At 62.3% G+C, this 17,215-nt stretch carries 15 protein-coding genes; 6 read left to right on the plus strand and 9 right to left on the minus strand.

What is annotated here, in order from left to right; all coding sequences use genetic code 11:
* Positions 1–246 precede the first annotated feature (246 nt).
* The 5 genes from AC5RV1_RS12620 (at position 247) to AC5RV1_RS12640 (ending at position 5,485) form a co-directional block, all read left to right on the plus strand.
* Positions 247–1,275: a LacI family DNA-binding transcriptional regulator gene (locus AC5RV1_RS12620; RefSeq protein WP_493994795.1), complete on the plus strand. Its 1,029-nt coding sequence runs from the start codon at positions 247–249 to the stop codon at positions 1,273–1,275.
* 260 nt (positions 1,276–1,535) lie between these two features.
* Entirely contained in the window at positions 1,536–2,564 is a 1,029-nt protein-coding gene (locus tag AC5RV1_RS12625; protein WP_493994796.1) for a DctP family TRAP transporter solute-binding subunit, read from the plus strand.
* 145 nt (positions 2,565–2,709) lie between these two features.
* Positions 2,710–3,174 carry a TRAP transporter small permease gene (locus tag AC5RV1_RS12630; RefSeq protein WP_493945901.1) on the plus strand — a complete coding sequence of 155 codons (465 nt, stop codon included), beginning with the start codon at positions 2,710–2,712 and terminating at the stop codon, positions 3,172–3,174.
* Complete coding sequence (locus tag AC5RV1_RS12635; RefSeq protein ID WP_493945902.1) at positions 3,171–4,448, plus strand: TRAP transporter large permease; 1,278 nt, start codon at positions 3,171–3,173, stop codon at positions 4,446–4,448. Before AC5RV1_RS12630 ends, AC5RV1_RS12635 begins: the two co-directional genes overlap by 4 nt.
* A gap of 125 nt (positions 4,449–4,573) precedes the next feature.
* Positions 4,574–5,485 carry an NAD(P)-dependent oxidoreductase gene (locus AC5RV1_RS12640; RefSeq protein ID WP_493994797.1) on the plus strand — a complete coding sequence of 304 codons (912 nt, stop codon included), beginning with the start codon at positions 4,574–4,576 and terminating at the stop codon, positions 5,483–5,485.
* Positions 5,486–5,552: 67 nt separating this feature from the next.
* Here AC5RV1_RS12640 and AC5RV1_RS12645 read toward each other — a convergent pair whose 3' ends face one another.
* The 6 genes from AC5RV1_RS12645 to AC5RV1_RS12670 form a co-directional block, all read right to left on the minus strand.
* Positions 5,553–6,923, minus strand: a complete 1,371-nt coding sequence (locus tag AC5RV1_RS12645; protein WP_493994798.1) for a glutamyl-tRNA reductase — start codon at positions 6,921–6,923, stop codon at positions 5,553–5,555.
* 92 nt (positions 6,924–7,015) lie between these two features.
* The gene (locus tag AC5RV1_RS12650; RefSeq protein ID WP_493994799.1) at positions 7,016–7,744 is read right to left on the minus strand and encodes a maleate cis-trans isomerase family protein; all 729 of its coding nucleotides are present in this window, start codon (positions 7,742–7,744) and stop codon (positions 7,016–7,018) included.
* Between the two features lie 31 nt (positions 7,745–7,775).
* Positions 7,776–9,203 (minus strand): amidohydrolase family protein, encoded by a 1,428-nt coding sequence (locus tag AC5RV1_RS12655; protein WP_493994800.1) that lies wholly within the window; start codon positions 9,201–9,203, stop codon positions 7,776–7,778.
* 31 nt (positions 9,204–9,234) lie between these two features.
* Positions 9,235–10,023 (minus strand): aspartate/glutamate racemase family protein, encoded by a 789-nt coding sequence (locus AC5RV1_RS12660; protein ID WP_493994801.1) that lies wholly within the window; start codon positions 10,021–10,023, stop codon positions 9,235–9,237.
* Complete coding sequence (locus AC5RV1_RS12665) at positions 10,023–10,703, minus strand: GntR family transcriptional regulator (protein ID WP_493945908.1); 681 nt, start codon at positions 10,701–10,703, stop codon at positions 10,023–10,025. Before AC5RV1_RS12665 ends, AC5RV1_RS12660 begins: the two co-directional genes overlap by 1 nt.
* A gap of 78 nt (positions 10,704–10,781) precedes the next feature.
* The gene (locus AC5RV1_RS12670; protein WP_493994802.1) at positions 10,782–12,140 is read right to left on the minus strand and encodes an MFS transporter; all 1,359 of its coding nucleotides are present in this window, start codon (positions 12,138–12,140) and stop codon (positions 10,782–10,784) included.
* Between the two features lie 544 nt (positions 12,141–12,684).
* On the opposite strand from AC5RV1_RS12670, the gene AC5RV1_RS12675 reads away from it, so the two are divergent.
* Entirely contained in the window at positions 12,685–12,867 is a 183-nt protein-coding gene (locus AC5RV1_RS12675; RefSeq protein WP_493994816.1) for a DUF8691 family protein, read from the plus strand.
* A gap of 249 nt (positions 12,868–13,116) precedes the next feature.
* Here AC5RV1_RS12675 and AC5RV1_RS12680 read toward each other — a convergent pair whose 3' ends face one another.
* Genes AC5RV1_RS12680 through AC5RV1_RS12690 form a run of 3 tightly spaced genes read right to left on the minus strand, consistent with a single transcriptional unit; the run spans position 13,117 to position 17,171 of the window.
* On the minus strand, positions 13,117–14,454 hold the full coding sequence (locus AC5RV1_RS12680) for a right-handed parallel beta-helix repeat-containing protein (protein WP_493994803.1): 1,338 nt from the start codon (positions 14,452–14,454) through the stop codon (positions 13,117–13,119).
* A gap of 41 nt (positions 14,455–14,495) precedes the next feature.
* The gene (locus AC5RV1_RS12685) at positions 14,496–16,079 is read right to left on the minus strand and encodes a glycoside hydrolase family 32 protein (protein ID WP_493994804.1); all 1,584 of its coding nucleotides are present in this window, start codon (positions 16,077–16,079) and stop codon (positions 14,496–14,498) included.
* 39 nt (positions 16,080–16,118) lie between these two features.
* Positions 16,119–17,171, minus strand: a complete 1,053-nt coding sequence (locus AC5RV1_RS12690; RefSeq protein ID WP_493994805.1) for a LacI family DNA-binding transcriptional regulator — start codon at positions 17,169–17,171, stop codon at positions 16,119–16,121.
* Positions 17,172–17,215 lie beyond the last annotated feature (44 nt).

Here is a 17,215-nt window from a genome sequence, read left to right on the forward strand (position 1 = left end):
TCAAGGGAGACGGCGCTGTTCCGGAAGGTTTGCAGGCTGGTCTGGGATCAGCCGCAGCTTGTGGGGCTCTACTTTTCACCGTGCGGCTCTTCGCCATTGGTAGTGAGGCTGCAGACCAAGCGCAACCGAACTAAGGTAAAATAAGTGGAACCGGTACACTTTTATGTCACAGGGGCAGGCCCAAGGTCAAGCCCTAGGCTGAAAAAGGTTCCAGATGTCCAGGAAGTGCCAGACAAAGGAGTAGGCGTGCAAAAACAACCGACCATCCGCGATGTTGCCCAGGCGGCCGGGGTGTCCGTTGCAGTCGTCTCCCGGGTGCTGAACCCGGGGTCAGGTCCAGTCGCTGCAGCTACCCGCAGCAGGGTGAACGACGTCATGAAGAACCTGGGCTACCACCCCCGCACGGCAGCCAGGGAGCTCAAGTATGGCCCGCCTACTACGCTGGGGCTGCTGCTCGCCGATGTCTCCAACCCCTTTTTCGCCCGGCTCGCCGACCAGGTAGTGCAGGAAGCGCACGCCCGCGGAATCCAGGTGCTGCTGATGACCACGCAGGAGGATGACCAGCTGGAGTCAGAGCGTCTGGCGACACTGATCGAACGCAGGGTCAGCGGGATTATCGCGACCCCCACCGGCAACAACCTGGCAATCTGGAAGCAGCTCCAGGACCTGGGCACTGAGGTGGTTTTTGTCGACCGATCCATACCTTCGCTCCCCGAAGTAGACGTTGTCAGCATTGACAACTTTGAGTCCGCCCGGTCCGCAACGGCGCTGCTCGCCGCCCACGGGCACCGCCGCATCGGGATCATCTCCGGGCCGGCTGCCTCCACTACAGGAAGGGACCGGATCGCGGGCTACCGGCAAGCCCTGGAAGCAGCGGGCCTGGAGCAGGATGAGCTCCTCATCCGGCACGCCGCGTTCCGCGGTCCGGCGGGGGGAGACGCCGCGTCCGCGCTGCTCAATATCGAGGAGCCGCCCACCGCTTTGGTGGTGGCAAATACCGCCCAGGTAACCGAAGTTCTGCGGCGCCTCTCCCACGCCGGGATCGACATCCCTCGCACCCTGTCCGTCATCGTCTTCGACGATTCACCCTGGACCGAACTCATGACCCCGGCCCTCACAATCGTCAGGCAACCCATTGATTTGCTCGCCCGGCACTCAGTGCAGCTCGCTTTGTCCAACACACAGGGCAAGACGTCGGGAAAACCCAACGTCATACGCGTAGCCGCCGAACTGGTCGAACGGTCCAGCGTCGCCCGGCTGCAGTTCTCGAAGTAACAAGCTGCTATCCGCTTCTCAACGGTTTACAGCCCGCGCCCCCCTGTGGTAAAAAAGTGTACCGGTTCCACTGAAGCCGCAATCTTCCACCCTGTTCTGTAGGCCGCGTCTGCAACGCACTGGGCAATCGGGACGAGAAAGCAGCAAGAGCGGCCCTACTCGAAATATCCATAGCCCAGGACGCTTAACCACCGCCGTCAAAGCATCAGTACCCCTGTCCGTATAGGCCAGGAACCAGCACGTATTCAAAGGAGAATCAGATGCCAAAGCGCATCCTGGCCACCGTAGCTGTGGCCGTTGCACTCACCGTTACTACTGCCCTCACCGGTTGCGGCGGGGGCGGGGCCGGTGGCGCCGGCGCGGCCAGCACCACCGTCCGCCTCGGCCTCGGAGACCCCGCAACCTCTTCCATGGGCGTCAGCGCAAAGCACTTCGCCGACAAGGTCGCCGAGCTGAGCGACGGCAAGGTCAAGGTCGAGACGTTCCCCGACGGCACCCTCTTCGGCGGGGACCAGAACGCCGCCGTCAACCTGCTTGGAAACGGCACGCTGGACTCGACCATCATGTCCACCTCGGTGTACGCATCCTTCGAACCGAAGATGAATGCCATCAGCCTTCCCTACCTCTTCAAGGACACGGAGGAGGTCACCAAGTACCTCGAAGGAGAGCCGGGCAAGGAACTGCTGGGCTCACTGGACAAGCTGGGCATCAAGGGCGTGTCCATGCTGACCCGTACTCCGCGCCACACCACCAACTCGTTGCGTCCCATCACCCAGCCCGAGGACTTCAAGGACCTGAAGCTCCGCGTACCGCAGAATGACCTCTGGGTTAAGTTCTTTGGCTCACTGGGCGCCAACCCGACGCCGATGGACTTCAAAGAGGTTTACACTGCCCTGCAGCTTGGTACTATCGACGGCCAGGAAAACCCCCTGGAAGTTCCAGTCAACAACAAGTTCTTCGAAGTCCAGGACTACCTCTCCCTGACGAGCCACATCTCCGACGCCTTCGTCCTCGGGTTCAGCAAGAAGAAGTGGGACTCCTTCGATGAGGACACCCGGAAGGTCCTGCAGGAAGCTGCAGACGACACCGCTGACTTCAAGACGAAGTACGACACCGACGAAGCCGCCAAAACCCTCGAGAAGCTGAAGGGCGAAGGCGTGAAGATCAACGAGCTGACGCCCGAAGCCAGGGAAAAGTTCCAGGCGGCAGCGCAGAAGGTCTACCCCGAGCTTGAGGGCAAGGTCGGCAAGGAATTCGTCCAGTCAAGCCTTGAATTCCTCGGACGCTAAGGTGACGGGTCCAGTGGAGAAGACGAGCTCAGTGCATGATGATGGAACCCCAACCCGGGGGGCCGAGCACCAGGCGGCCGAACATAGCATCAAGGTGGTTCCGGTAAACGAAGTCTCGGAACCTCATGGTCTGATCTGGAAGGCCGTGGATGCTCTCCTCTTCGTCGGAATCACCGCGATGCTGCTCAGCCTTGCTGCCCAGATGGTCAGCCGGCAGATGGGAGCCTCGCTGCCATGGACCGAGGAAATGACCCGTTTCCTGTTCATGGACACCACCTTCCTGGGGATGGCAGCAGGCTTCCGGGCCGCCGTGCACCCGCGGGTGAACTTCGCGGTGGCGTGGGGACCAGCCTGGCTCAAACACGTCAGCATGCATCTCTACGCCATCTGCGGGACCGTGTTCTTCAGTGTCCTGCTCTACAAGACGGTGGAACTGATGCTGCAACAGTATGCCGCCGGAGAGTCCAGTCCCGCCCTGGGACTGAAGATGTTCCTGGTAACCCTGCCCCTTGTGATCAGTGCGGCACTCGCCATCGTCGCCCATATCACCACCGTCTACTTCTCCCCGTATATGCGTAAGAGGATCCTCGAAGGAGAGATGATCGCATGAGCCTGACCCTGCTGGGCATTTTCCTCCTCCTGCTGCTGCTGGGCGTTCCGCTCTCAGTCTCACTCGGCATTGGCGTCATCGCCACGCTCCTGATCTTCGACATCCCCCTCGACCTGTTGCCGCAGTCCATGATGAGCTCCATGAACAGCTTCCTCCTGGTTGCTGTCCCCTTGTTCGTCCTGGCCGGCAACCTCATGGCCGGAGGAGGTATCTCGGACCGCATCTTCCGTGGCGCCGAGGTCATCTTCGGCCGCTTCCGTGGCGGCCTGGGCCAAGTGAACATCGCATCTAGCGCGATCTTCGGCGGCATCTCCGGTTCCTCGGTTGCCGACATTGTCAGCCTTGGCAAGATCGAGATCAAGGCCATGACTGACCATAAGTACCCGAGGCCCTATGCGGCAGCGATGACCATGGTCACCGCTACCCTGTCCTCACTGATACCGCCGAGCATCCTCATGATCATCGCCGCCTCGACCGCGAACGTCTCGGTAGGCGCGGCACTCGCGGGAGGATTTGGACCGTCCATTGTCCTGATCATCGTCCTGATGCTTGTGAATTTCTTCCTATCGGCACGCCATGGTTACGGCGAGGTCTCAAAGACGCCTTTCAAGAAGGGCCTTAGGATCGTCCTCGGGGGAATCCCGGCCATGGGCGGCCCGGTGATCATCCTGGTGGGCATGTTCAGCGGACTCGTCACGCCCACGGAGGCGGCCGCCGTCGCCGTCTTCTACAGCCTGCTGGTCGGCATCTACGTCTACCGGGACATGAAGTGGCGCCAGATGCCCAAAATGATCGTGGACGCCGGCCTCACCACCGGCACCATCCTGCTCATCGCCATGATCGCCGGCGTCGCTTCTTACATCTTCACCATTGACGGGCTGCCGGCAAAGGTCAGCAGCTGGCTGCTGAGCATCAGCACCAACCCCACCATCGTCATGCTACTGATCGGCCTGATCCTGATCCTCATCGGAACCGTGATGGACAAAGTCGCAGCCATCCTGCTCTGCACACCAGTGCTCATGCCTGCGGCCGTGTCTTCCGGTGTGGACCCCATCCACTTCGTCGTCTTCCTCGTTGCTGCCCTTGCCGTTGGCCTGGTCACGCCGCCTGTCGGCGTCTGCCTGTTCGCGGCGTCCTATGTCAGCGGGCTGCCGATGGAGAAGATCGTGAAGGCCGCTGTGCCGCTCTACGTGGTCATGGTGGTTGCCATCGTCATGCTGGCCGTCTTCCCGCAGCTCATCCTGTGGCCGTCTGATCTCCTGACCAACCAGTAACGCCTGCCCTCAGTTCGCTATCCCAAACCGTCACAGAAATAGGAAAACCATGTGTTCCCCCAGCCGGAAAACCGTCAGCAGCTACATTGCCGGTCCTGTATGCCCTAATCGCTACAGGATTCCCAATGCCTGAGCATGACCACCCAGCCCTTGCCCTGATGGGATTAGGGCCGATGGGGGAACCCATGGCGCGCCGGCTGCTGAAGGGCTACGGCGAGCTGACAGTCTGGAACCGGACTGCTTCCAAGGCCGAAGCCTTGGAGGGCCTGGGCGCCAGCGTTGCGGCTTCACCTTTTGAGGCGGCCGCCGACATCGTTCTCACCGCGTTGCCGGACCTAAGCCACGTCGAATCGTTGCTTCCCGGAGAAGATGGCCTAATAGCCGGATGGACAGCCAGGGGCATTGCCCGGCCGATACTCGTGGTGCACGGGACGGTTTCGCCGGGGGCAGTGGCGGCTTTTGGCGAACGAATGCTTCGCGAACACGGCGTCCGAGTCCTGGACGCCCCCGTCAGTGGCGGCACCGTGGGCGCCGAAAACGGCACCCTGAGCATCATGGTGGGCGGGGACGAGGACGCACTTCACGCGGTCACCCCGGCGTTCCAGTTCATGGGCAGCACCATCAGGCATATGGGCCCGGGAGGTTCGGGCGCACTCGCCAAAGCCTGCAACCAGATCGTGGTGGCCGGCACGGTCACGGCAGTTTCCGAAGCCATGCTTTTGGCGCGTGGCGGGGGACTGGATCCATCGGTGATGCTTGAACTGCTCCGGGGTGGGCTGGCCGACTCCGAGGTGCTGCGCCAAAAAGGGCACAGATGGATTGACGGCGACTTCACAGGTGGCGGCAGCGCCCAAAACCAGCTGAAGGACCTCAACTTCGTGCTCGCGGCAGCTACCAAGGAAAACCTGGAGCTACCCCTGAGCACGGTAATCCAGGATCTTTTCGAGGATATGGTCGCGCGGGGCGACGGCGCCCTTGACCATACAGGAATCCTTCGGACCCTTGCTCAGCGCAACAACGCTCTCACTGAAACCTGAAACCCTCACGAAAAGGCGCGAAAGTACGCGCGCCATCACACAACCACCTTGTCAGGCGTGTTCGTCTTCACCTAGGCGGAGGAATAAGGTCGACGCTGATGCCGAAGAGCGCCTCCAAGGCGGACGTGTAGTCCTCGTGACGACCCGCGGCCGCCATTTCCCTGGCACGGACCGCGGGCGTATGGAGCAGCTGATGCACAACGCGCCGCAGTGCCACCGTTGTTTCCTCAACCGAGGTAGATGTTCCGTTTCGTTTTTTGAGGCGTTCCACTTCACTGTCGAGAACAGTCTGCAGGTGGTGGCGCAGGGCGACGATGGCGGCATCAATTGCCCGCACCGACTCTTGTTGAGAAAAACGGTCTGCTGCTTCGCTGATGAGGGCGCGGGCCAGCTGGAGTTCCGCCGCGTCGGCTTGCGGGGCGGCGCGGCGGACTGTCTCCAGGGTCACCAGGTCGATGCCTGTCAGGTCAGCAACGGCAGAATCGAAGTCACGGTTGGGGGCCAGGTCTACAACCACAAGCGGACGGGTATTCTGCCTTGGTTCAATCATCGTGGTGTCGATTCGAGTTCCGCTGCCGCTGCAGCCGATGATGATGTCCGCGTGGCTAATGGCTGTAGGGAGCTCGGCTGCCGTAAGGGCCTTCACCCCTCGGGCGGCGGCGAATGCCGTTGCGCGGCCTGAGCGGGAAAAGACGGCGACAGATGAACAATGCCCTCTTAGCAGCAGGTCCAAGATGCAGGCGGCGTAGGACCCGCTGCCGATGAGGACTACAGAAAGCTCGGAGAGCGTCGCCGGCCTTAACCGGGAGGCGGCCAGTTCGACAGCCACCGAAGCTACCGACCTTCCTGCGCTGCCAAGGCGGGTCCGTGCCCCCACCTCTTTAGCGGTCCGGGAAGTCTCTTGGAATAATCGGATGAGCCGTCCGGTAGTCGTGCCTGCGGCTTGGGCCGTGGCCAGCGCACGCCGGACTTGGCCTGCAATTTCACGTTCACCCACAACGAGGGAATCAAGACCGCATCCCACAGCCAACAGATGCTCGGCTACTGCTGTACCTTCGCGGTAATCGAATAGTGTTTGCAAATCTTGTAACGGAAGGCCGGAACAGTAGCTCACAGCCTCGAGTGTGTCCGAGCACGCCTCTGCGGCATCAGATGTAGGCGAAATTTCACAGTAAATTTCGAAGCGGTTGCAGGTGGACAGAACGATGCAACCTGACACTGCTGTAGTGGCATCTAACAGCGCTTGAGCAATAGTTGTGGACACTGCTTGCAGCGTGACGATTGAATCAGCGGGGAAATAGCGGTAGCGGGCCGTGAGCACCACCAGGGGTGGAGTGCTAACCGTGCCTTGAAAGCTCGGGCTCACTGTACTGAACGTTCCTGCCACTGCTGTTCCCCCCACGAGAAATCCATCTGCTGACGCAGTTAGTGAGACCATCTGCTCTAAGACAGTGTGGTACAGCAACCTTTGGAAATTCTTGGCATGTACGTCTCTTCAGGATGCCTCTAAAAGCGAAGTCCGGATCAAGGTCAGCTCACAAGCAGTCTGCCCCACCGCGGATCCAGCAGTTGTGCGCCAGCTAGCCTGAGGGCGTGCCAGAGCGTGACGGCCACTGAGTCCAGGACAGGTACGCCGGTGCCTTCTTCGATCTCGGCTGTGATGTTCGCGCCGTAGAGGTTGGTGCACAGGTAGACCAGGGCGTCCGGGTTAGTGGCTGCAAGTTCACGCGAGCCGGGCCGCATCTCATCGTCGGTCACGCGTGCGAAGGATTCGTTGTCACTCAAGCCCAGGGCACGGTGGTCAACTGTTTCGATTCCTTCCCGCTCGTAGGCGGCGATCACCTGGTGGTTTACATCGTCAGTGTACGGAGTGAACAAACCGATCCGTTTCGTGCCGAAAGTTCTGAAGGCCTCCAGGTAAGCGAGCGTGGACGTGGTGGCCTGGATGCCGGTTGCGTCAGTGATCTCCTGCACCAGCTCCTGGTCGTGTTTGGCGCCCAGCCAGGAACCGGACGTGCCGTTCCAGGCAATAACATCCACATCCGCCGTGGCAAGCAGCCGGGCGGCGTCCCGCATGACTGCGGAGTCGAACTGCTTGTTCGAGGAATCGTCCAGGGCAATCCGGGTGACGGGGATCCGGGTGAAATGGACGGTGACGTCGGTCCGGCTGCCCAGGATCCGGTAGGTCTGAGGCTCAAGGCAGGTGTTGGATGACGGAACGATCATGCCGATCCGGCGGGGGCGTGTTGGTGAAGGCATCGAAGCTTTCCGTTTCTATTCTTGGCGCAGGCTAGAGATTTGCAGTAGCCGGGACGCCGGCAGGGACGGTTGAATCATGCCGGTGGAAGCCGTTCCGGGCCAGGAACCGGCCTACACTCCCGGGATCGTGGAAGCCGTTGCCGTCCAGCACCACACGGCCTGCGGAAATTACGACGGCGGGCCAGCCGGTGAGTGCCTTGCCATCGAACGGGGAGAAGTCTGTGCCCATGTGCAGGGCAGCGCCGTCCACCGTGCGTTCCTCGGCGGGGTCGAAGACCACCAGATCGGCGTCGAACCCTTCGGCGATGCGTCCTTTCCCGGGGACGGCATTGATCCGTGCCGGCTCCGCCGAGAAGACTTCCACGAAGTCCTCCACACTGGCACCGGCAGAGGTCATGGCCGTGAAGGTGACCGGCATCCGGGTCTCGACGCCGGGCAGGCCGTGTGGCATGGCCCGGACATCGTCCGTGCGCTCGCGCTTCTGGGACAGGTCGTAGCAGGAATGGTCCGATGACATGGTGTGGATGGCCCCGGAGGCCAGCCGTGCCTTCAGTGCGGCCACCGTTTCGGCGTTGCGCATGGGCGGGCAGCAGGCGAACCACTCAGGAAACTTTGAGCCGTACACGGAGTCATCCAGCGTGACGTAGTGCGGGCAGGTTTCGGAGTACGCCTCCAGCCCGCGGGTCCGTGCCTCCGTCACCAGATCCACGGCCCCTGGCGTTGATTGATGAACAAAGTAGACCGGCGCGCCCGTGTATTCAGCCAATGCGAGCGTTTCCTTGACGGATACTTCTTCCGCCAGTTCGGGGCGTGTCCGGTGCAGGTGCTCGATGCCGATCCGGCCGTCCTGGGCGTGTTGCTCCGTGCAGTCGGTGATGATGGGATCGTGCTCGGCGTGGATGTAGGTAAGACCATCCAGTCGGACCATTTCCCGCATGACTTTCAGGATGGTGTCCCCGTCCGCCATGGTGGTGCCGCGGTTGGTGGTGTACATCTTCACGGAGCGCACGCCTTCGGCGGCAAGCTGCTCAAGCTGCCAGGGCAAGGTTTCATCCCAGCTGATCACAGCACCGTGCAGGGCAACGTCGCACCTTGATTCCGTTGCCAGCTCCTTTTTGTGCAGCACGGCTGCGAGCGGGGTTTCCTGCGCATCACGGGGGATGCCGAAGTCGATGATGGTGGTGGTGCCGCCCCACAGGGCTGCGGTGGACGTGGTGCGGTAGTCGTCCAGGGTGCGGAAGCGCCCGGTGACCTGTGCCACGTGGCAGTGGCCGTCCACGCCGCCGGGAATCACAAGGCGCCCGCTTGCATTGATGGTCCGTTCGGCCCGGGGGACGGCTTCCGAGGCGTCGATGAGCTGTGTGATCAGGCCGTCCTGGACCACGATATGGGCGTTCTGGCGGCCGAAGCTGTTGACGACGGTGGCGTGGGCGATAACGAGGTCTGGATGCCGGGACATTGATGTCCTCCTTCTGAAGAAAGCTTTTTGTCTAAGTGGTGGGCAGCGCGGACGCGGCGCTGTTCTGCGCGGCGGAGAGGGCGGCGTCGAGGTTTTCACTGAGTCCCTTGCGGCCCTTGGCGGGTGGGGGAGCGAAGGCGCCTTCGCGGTGCTGACCGGACTGAAGGCCCACTACGGCCTCTGCCATGCGAATTCCGGCTGAGATTCCGTCCACTACGGGGACGGGAATCTGCTCTTTGAGTTCGCGGGCCAGCCCGGCAAGCGGTGCCCCTGCGAGGATAACGACGTCGGCGCCGTCCTCCTCGACGGCCTGGCGGCTGAGTGCCAGGAGGGTTTCCTTGAAGTCCCGCTGGACAGAGCCGATGCCGTTGAGCTCTTCGTTGATGGACCTGATGGAGGCCAGCCTTCCGAGCAGGCCGAACCGCTCAACGCAATCTCGGTACCAGGGTTTGATGCGCTCTGAGATGGCGATGATGGAGAAGCGGTGGCCCTGCAGTGCGGCGGCGCAGAGTGCTGCCTCGGTGATGCCGATGACCGGAACGTCCGCCAGTTCCTTGAGGGCGGGCATTCCGGGGTCGCCGAACGCTGCCACCACCACCCCGTCGACGGGCTCCGTGCCAGGGCGGGTGTATTCGGCGATGATCTCGGCTACGGCACCGGCTGCGATGAGGGATTCGAAACGGGTCTCGATGTATTCCACTCCGCGGCCGGCGGTGCGGACCACCAGTTCGGTGCCGGGTGCAGCGGAACGGAGGGCCTCGGATTCGATCAGGGCGGTGACATCGTCACTGATGTTGGGGTTGATGACCAGGAGTCGCATTATTTCTTCCGGTGAAGTTGGGGTTCGGTTTTCTGGAAGTCCTCGGGGAACTGTTCACGGTACTTGCCGATGTGGGATGCGGATTGTGCCGCGGCACGGTCCGGGTCCCCGGTGGCGATTGCTGTGTACAGATCGCGGTGTTCCTGGATGAGTTCCGGCAGGTCACTGACGTGGCGGAAAAGCCAGTGCATGCGGCCCTGGAGAGGTTCCAGTGCTGATTTGAGGAAGTTGTTGTCAGCGATGGAGGTGATGGCGTCGTGGAACTCACTGTTTGAGCGGTGCGCTTCCCGAACGGCGCCCTTGGCGAGGAAGCCTTCGGCGTCGTCGAGCAGCCCTTTCAGGTATGCGAGGTCCTGCTCGGTTGCCCTGATGGCGGCGAGCCGGCAGGCCAGGACTTCCAAGGACTGGCGAACGTCGAAGAGGTCCTCCACGTCTTTGGGGCTCAGGGTGCTGACTTCTGCTCCCCGTGCACCGCGGTCACTGATAAGGCCTTCCTGACGGAGCATGCGGAGTGCTTCGCGGACGGGCAGCCGGGAAACCGAGAATTCCGCCGCCAGGTCACGTTCCACCAGCCGCGTGCCGGGAGCGTAATGTCCTTCGAAAATCCGGGTGCGAAGTGTGTCCCGGACGGCCTCGCGGAGGGGACGTTCCTTGTCCTGGGTATCTTCTGCGATAAGCATGGTGCTCCATTCGGGTTTTCGTGTGACGTCGCTCCCGGCAGCGGGGGCGTGGGTTGCGTGTTGCCTTGGGTGGCCAGCTTAGACAGGAAGCCGCTTGTTGTAGTTCAACGTCAGGACAGATGCACCCATAATGATCGCTGATCCTACGAAGTACAGCAGGGCCCACGTGTATGAACCTGTGGCCCCCACGATGAGGCCGACGGCGATGGGTGTGACGAATCCGGAGATGTTGCCACTGAAGTTCATGGCACCGCCCAGGACGCCCGCGTTGGTGCGCCCGCCCAGGATGGATGGGATGCTCCAGAACAGGCCGACCCAGCGCAGGAAGAACATCACGAGCGACAGCAGGACCACGGCCGTGGTGGGGTCGGGAACCACCGTGACGCCGATGAGACCGCCAATGACCACCAGGCTGGAAATTCCCAGGAGGGTCCGCATGACGCGGTTGGCTGAGGCGCCGGAAGCACGCCACTTGTCGGCGATGGTGCCGCCGATGATTTCGCCAACGAATCCTGCCCCGAAAATCACGAAGGTGGACCAGCCGATGGTCTTCAGGTCAAAGCCTTTGTCCTGGGCGAGGTAGAGCGGGCCCCAGGTGAGCAGGCCGTAGAACACGCCGTTGAAACCCAGCCAGCCCAGGCACATGGCCCAGAAGGAGCGGAATTTCAGGTAGGGAAGCAAGGCGCGCTTGCCTTTGCTGCCGTCGAGCTCCGCTTCGGCGTCCTCTGCCGCGTGGGAGGCTTCGATATAGCTGGCCTCGGCCTCGTTCACGCCGCGGTGTTCGCGGGGATTGTCCCGGACGTACCACCAGACGGCGAGACCCATGAGGACGGTAGCGGCGCCGGCGATCACGAAGGCCAGGCGCCAGCTGCCGGTGGACGCAATAAGTCCGGCGATGATGATGCCGCCAAGCCCTGCACCAAGGGGTGCACCGGCATCCAGGATTGTCGCGCCGCGGCCGCGTTCGGACTTGTGCATCCAAATGGCATTCAGTTTGCCGCCGGCTGGCATGACGCCGGCCTCGGTGACGCCGATGCCCATGCGGGCGATGAACATACTAAGGAATCCACCTGCCATGCCCGAGGCCGCAGTGGCAGCCCCCCAGCCGACGCAGGACGCGGTCATGACCTTGCGGGGTCCGAACCGGTCGATCAGCCAGCCGACGGGGATCTGCATGAGGGCATACGTCCAGAAGAAGGCCGAGAGCAGCAAGCCCACCAGTTCCGGGGCGAGATTGAATTCCTTCTGGATGATGGGGAGCGCCACGGAAATGGAACCGCGGTCGATGTAGTTGACGGCAACCAGGACCAGGAGCAACAGGAAAAGCTTCCAACGGACGGTGGTGCGTCGTTGCACGCCATCCTTCTGCGGGTCGTCGGTGGCTACCGGGCTTATAGTGCCGTCGGTGGCGGCTGTTTCAGTATTAGGAATAGACACAGCTTCTCCTTCACGGGGAAGTTACGGATGGGGAAAGCAGGGACGGGCAAATGTGCGGGTGTGTGCCGGGTGGGAACTGCAGACCAGATCTGGTCGCTGGCACTGCGGGAGCGAAACCCGGCTGCGCCTTATGGGCGATCCGGAGCGCCAGACGAAGCTAGATTTGGGATCCCGTTTTGGGATCCCAAAATCAGAGTAGGAGTGACGCGCGCCACTGTCAAGGGCTTTTCGACCCTGGGCCCGGATGTGGCGAAAATTCCAATTGTGACTGCCGTCGCTGGGCGGGCATCCTGTTGGCGGTGGGATCAGTCTCTACCGCCCTGCTTCCGCTGTTCCCACGCTGTGGGAAGCTTCGCCGCCCTCCCCGTAGGTATGGCCGTGGCGTGGTTAGGCTACTCACTGTGGGTCAGCACCCGCCTAACGGGCTCCCCGGCTGCCGGGACGGTCGTCCCGGGGCGTGGCCGCGCTGTGGCCCAATGATGATCACAGACGGGCACGAACCCGGCCACTACGAGCTCTGGGTGGAAGGGCACCTCGATGATCACTGGGGGAATGGCTCGAGCATCTCGAACTCACCCGCGCAAGTGACGGTACAACAGCCTTCTACGGCCCGGTAACAGACCAGGCCGCACTGCACACCCTCCTCAACAAGGTCCGTGACCTGGGCATGGTCCTCGTCTCCGTACGAATGATCAGCCCTCCAGCGGGCCCGGACGAGGGTCACTAAAACTCATCCTTTACACGTTGAGTTCAGTTCCCATCGCGCTGCGGACGGTGTTTCCGGAAACTGTGCTGCCGCTGGGCCTGGTTGGTTTGGCAGTGGCCGCCGCTTTCCTTGCCTTCTGGATACTTCGCAATGTCGCTCGTGCAAGCAACAACGTAAGCCCAGCAATGGGCCGAGCCAACGCTTGAGACCGTTACCGGGGGATATTGGAGGGGTCACACTGGAGGGGACAGCCACAAGTGCAGGTGCAACCTAGGAACCTATCGCGGGTGTGGCCCTCAAAGCATTAACCGCCCTATCCGCGGTAACTTCGGCGTCAGTTCCGGAATCAAGGATGGTATTGCGCGCTGATGCGGGATCAACCTTGACGGCCGTAACGGCGAGGGCTTGCGAAGCCTCGGTTGCCAGCAGAGCGTCCACCTGGGCGGAGAAGCACGAGTCACTTGATGTGGAGCGAACGTCCATCGCCACCGCGTGGTTGTTGGAGACGAAGTTGCCCGCCCCCGCCATCAGCCGGATGACGACGGGCGTCGCACCCGCAGGCCGGATGCTTTCCGAGTCGACGATCTGGGAAAAGTGGTTGCCGATGACCGAGTTATTGCTGCCGCTGACGCAGAGAAGTCCGTAGAGGTCGTCCAGTCCGTTGTCCACCCCGAGGAAGGGCGTCCAGGGCTCATGGTCACGCAGGAAGTGGTTCGTGGCCACGAGGTTTTCCGAACTGTCCGCGAGAACCAGCATCCCGGGGTAGAACGAATGCAGACGGTTGTTGGTGACGCTTGACCGCGTGACGCCGTTGAGGTGGACGCTGCTCGCCCCGCGGGGAAACACGTTGTTCGCGGTTATCAGGAGGCCGCCATGGTTCTCGGCGTAGATCGAGTGACCCTTGGGGCCTGCTCCCACCAGGTTGTCCGTAATCTTTGATGCCTGCCCCCACCCGCGCAGCTCGATGCAGCTTCCGCATTCGGCGATGAAGTTGTCGTGGATGGAAAGCGCGTCTGCCTTGCAGATGGTCAGGGCATTCTCAAGGTAGACGAACCCCATGCCGGTTACCCGGAATGAGTCATTGGCGCTCGCCACGTAGATACCGGTCTTGCCGTTGACGTAGGTGTTCTCCGCCGGCATCCCTGAGCCATCCGGGGTGAAGTGCAACCCGTCGATGCAGAAGTTGGAAAACTCCACCGAGCTGATCCGCGGGCTCCCGCTTCGCTCAACGTAGAAGGCGGCTCCCTTGGCTTCCTCCCCATCTCCGGCGAGGGGAATGTCCACGATGATGCGGCTCCCTCCGGGCCATAGCTCGTGCAGGTCCGGCCATTCGTCTTCGGGCACGTTGAAGCGGATGCTCGACGACGTAAAGCCGTGCCCCGAGCCCTCAATCCGAAGGAAACTGATGTCGATTACCACCTGCGTGCGAAGGTGGTAATCCCCGGGCGGAATATAGATTACGGCGCCTGGCTTTCCGCCACTGTCCACATCGATGGCGGTCTGCCGGTCCTTGATGTCAGCGATGATGCTGTTGATGACTTCACCGACGTCCTTGGACGGATTGCCGACCGGCCACGTCGTCACGTCGTAGTGGTTGCTGCTTGGCATGGGTTCTTCCCTGTCTTGTGGTTTCTGTGGCGCTGCGGGGATTAGGTGAGTGTCGAGACCGCGAGCTTCAGTATCGTCGCTGGCCCGCCCTCAGCCCATACCCGGTTCTCCAGGTTTCCGCTTTTGGGAAAGATGAGGTCAGTCAGGACCACCGCGCCGCCCTGGGCGAAGACCTCCACCGAGCAATGGTCGACGACGATCCGCAGCTTGAGCACGCCGTCCTCGAGTACAAGCGGGGCTGACTCCACGGAGGGAAACTTCTGGTGAAAGCCGGTGTTGCCTGACCTTCTGCGGTCCAGGATGAGTTGGGCGCTAGTTGTGTTGTAGCTCAGGATGGCACCCTCGCTCCCGTCAGCGCTTACGAACAGATGGAAAGCCACGGCTTTGGCGTTTCCGGGCAGTATTTCCGCCTCGATGATGTGGGCCCTGCCGGGTACCGCATCCGGCAGGCGAAAAGATGAATTCCGCAGCTCAAAGGCGTCCGCATCCATAAGATCCGTCCCAGCAGGCAGGATTTCTCCTGCGCATGGGTCCGCCAGGACCGGTTGCTGGATCAAGCGGGCGGAGCCGTTGACTGCTGTGAGGCGCAGGTCGCGGGCGAGGGTCATCGAGGACCGCCAGGGGGCGGTGGGCAGCTCGTTGGCGTAGTCCCAGTTGTTCATCCAGCCGATGATGATGCGCCGGCCATCCGGGGCGTCGCTAAAGGATACGGAGGCGTAGCAATCGCGTCCCCAGTCCAGCCACAAGCACTGCTGCAGCGCTGCTGCGGCAGTGGCGGAATCGCCCAGAGCGCTGACCCCTACCGGCGCCACAACGGACCCGGGATCGGGGGTGAAGCGGACGCCGTCGAAATGTCCGACAAAGTACTGGCCGCCGGAGCCGCCCGCCACAGCGCCCGGATTGACGTTGACGATCAGTACCCATTTGATGGTGTCCGGGTCCCCGTCCACCTTCAGTGGAAAGAGATCGGGGCACTCCCATTCGCCGGCGTCGGCGTTGGCCGGGCCGAAGTCGCTCAGGAAGTCCCAGGATTTGAGGTCTTCCGAACGGTAGAAGACCACCTTTTGGTGCTGCGCTTCGACGGCGACCATGACCCAGCAGGCACCGTGGTCCCCTTGATACTGGAAGACTTTGGGATCGCGGAAGTTCGCGGAGTTCCTGCTGAGGACGGGGTTGTTCCCGTATTTCTGCCAGGTCATTCCTGCGTCTGTGCTGTATGCCAGGGACTGCGCCTGCGTGCCGCAGTGTTCGGACGCGGCTTTGTAGGCGCTGGTGTAGATGGCCACGAGGGCAGGTGTCCCGGCCGTGCCGAAACCGGAGGTGTTCGCATGGTCAATCACTACGCTGCCTGAATAGATGTCCTCCGCCTCGTCACAGGCAATGGCAACAGGGTGCTCGGTCCAGTGCAGCAAATCACGGGAGGTGGCGTGGCCCCAGGACATGTTGCCCCAGATGCTGCCGTACGGGTTGGTCTGAAAGAAGAGGTGGTACAAGCCGTCGTGGAAAACCAGGCCATTGGGGTCGTTCAGCCAGGTATTCCTTGCCGTGAAGTGGACGGCAGGCCGGAACCTGGAGGTTTCTGCCGGGGCTGTTTCCGGGCGTGCAGCATCAAGGCGGCTGGACATATCTGGCGGTCCTCGTGGGAAGTGGAAGGGGCTGGCTGCCTAGTGCCGCGGAGCCGCGATGGAATCACGGGGCACGAGGGGGCAGCTCAGAATGGTCGGGTGAAGCGCCATGAGGGCAAGGTCGGTCTTCCCCTCGACGGCGTCAATCAGGTGCTCGGTGGCCCAGGCACCCATTTCGTAGTGCGGCAGGGCCACGGTGGTGAGGCCGGGATGAAGGTTGGCGGCGATCAGTTCCTGGTCATCGAAGCCCACCACTGAGAGGTCATCCGGGATGGCGAGCCCCAACTCCGCAGCGGCGCGGTAGGCACCCATCGCCATCCGGTCGTTGTAGCAGAACAATGCCGTAGGCATATCAGCGCGTTCCTCGCGTGCCAGGATCCGCCGGGCCGCCTCGTAGCCGCCCTGCACCTCGGAGACCTCGGACTCGACAGGTGCCGCGTCGCCGTCGAGCCCTGCTTCGGTCAGCCTGGTCCGGAAGCCCCGGAGGCGCTCATGGGTTGCGGGAACGTCGTCCGTGTTGTTGATGAAGCCGATACGGGTGTGGCCCGCTGCGAGGAGCGCTTCCACTGCCGTGCGTGCACCCCCCTCCTCGTCCGGAACCACGGCCGTGATGTTTCCGCCGGCGGCCACGGAGTCCACCAGGACGGAGGGCACGCTGCCGAGGTTGGCCGGTAGTTCCACGTTGCGGTGATACATCGTGGCGTAGAGGATGCCGTCCACCCGGCGTTCCAGGAGGGCCTCGACGTCGGCCTGCCGGGATTCCAGGCTTGCGGAGCCGGAGGTGTTGATGATCATGAGGTTGTATCCCCGCGCCTTGGCGGCCTCGTCCGCGCCGAGGATGATCCGGCCCGCGTGCGGTGTGGTGGCGATATCCTCGCTGACCAGGCCCAGCATGCCGGTTCGCTGGGTGCGCAGGGCCTGGGCAAGGCGGTTGGGTCCATAACCGAGCTCCTCGGCCGCGGACCTGACCTTGTCCCTGGTTTCGGGGCTGATCCGTGCATAGGAAACGTCGTTGAGGACGTGGGAGACAGTTGTCACGGACACGCCGGCGGCAACCGCCACGTCCTTGATGCCGATGTTCTTGTTGCTCATCTGTCTCCCACGTCCTTATGGTTTGTGATGCCCCTGGGGGTTAC

The sequence above is a fragment of the Arthrobacter sp. Hb9-2 genome (assembly GCF_059091165.1).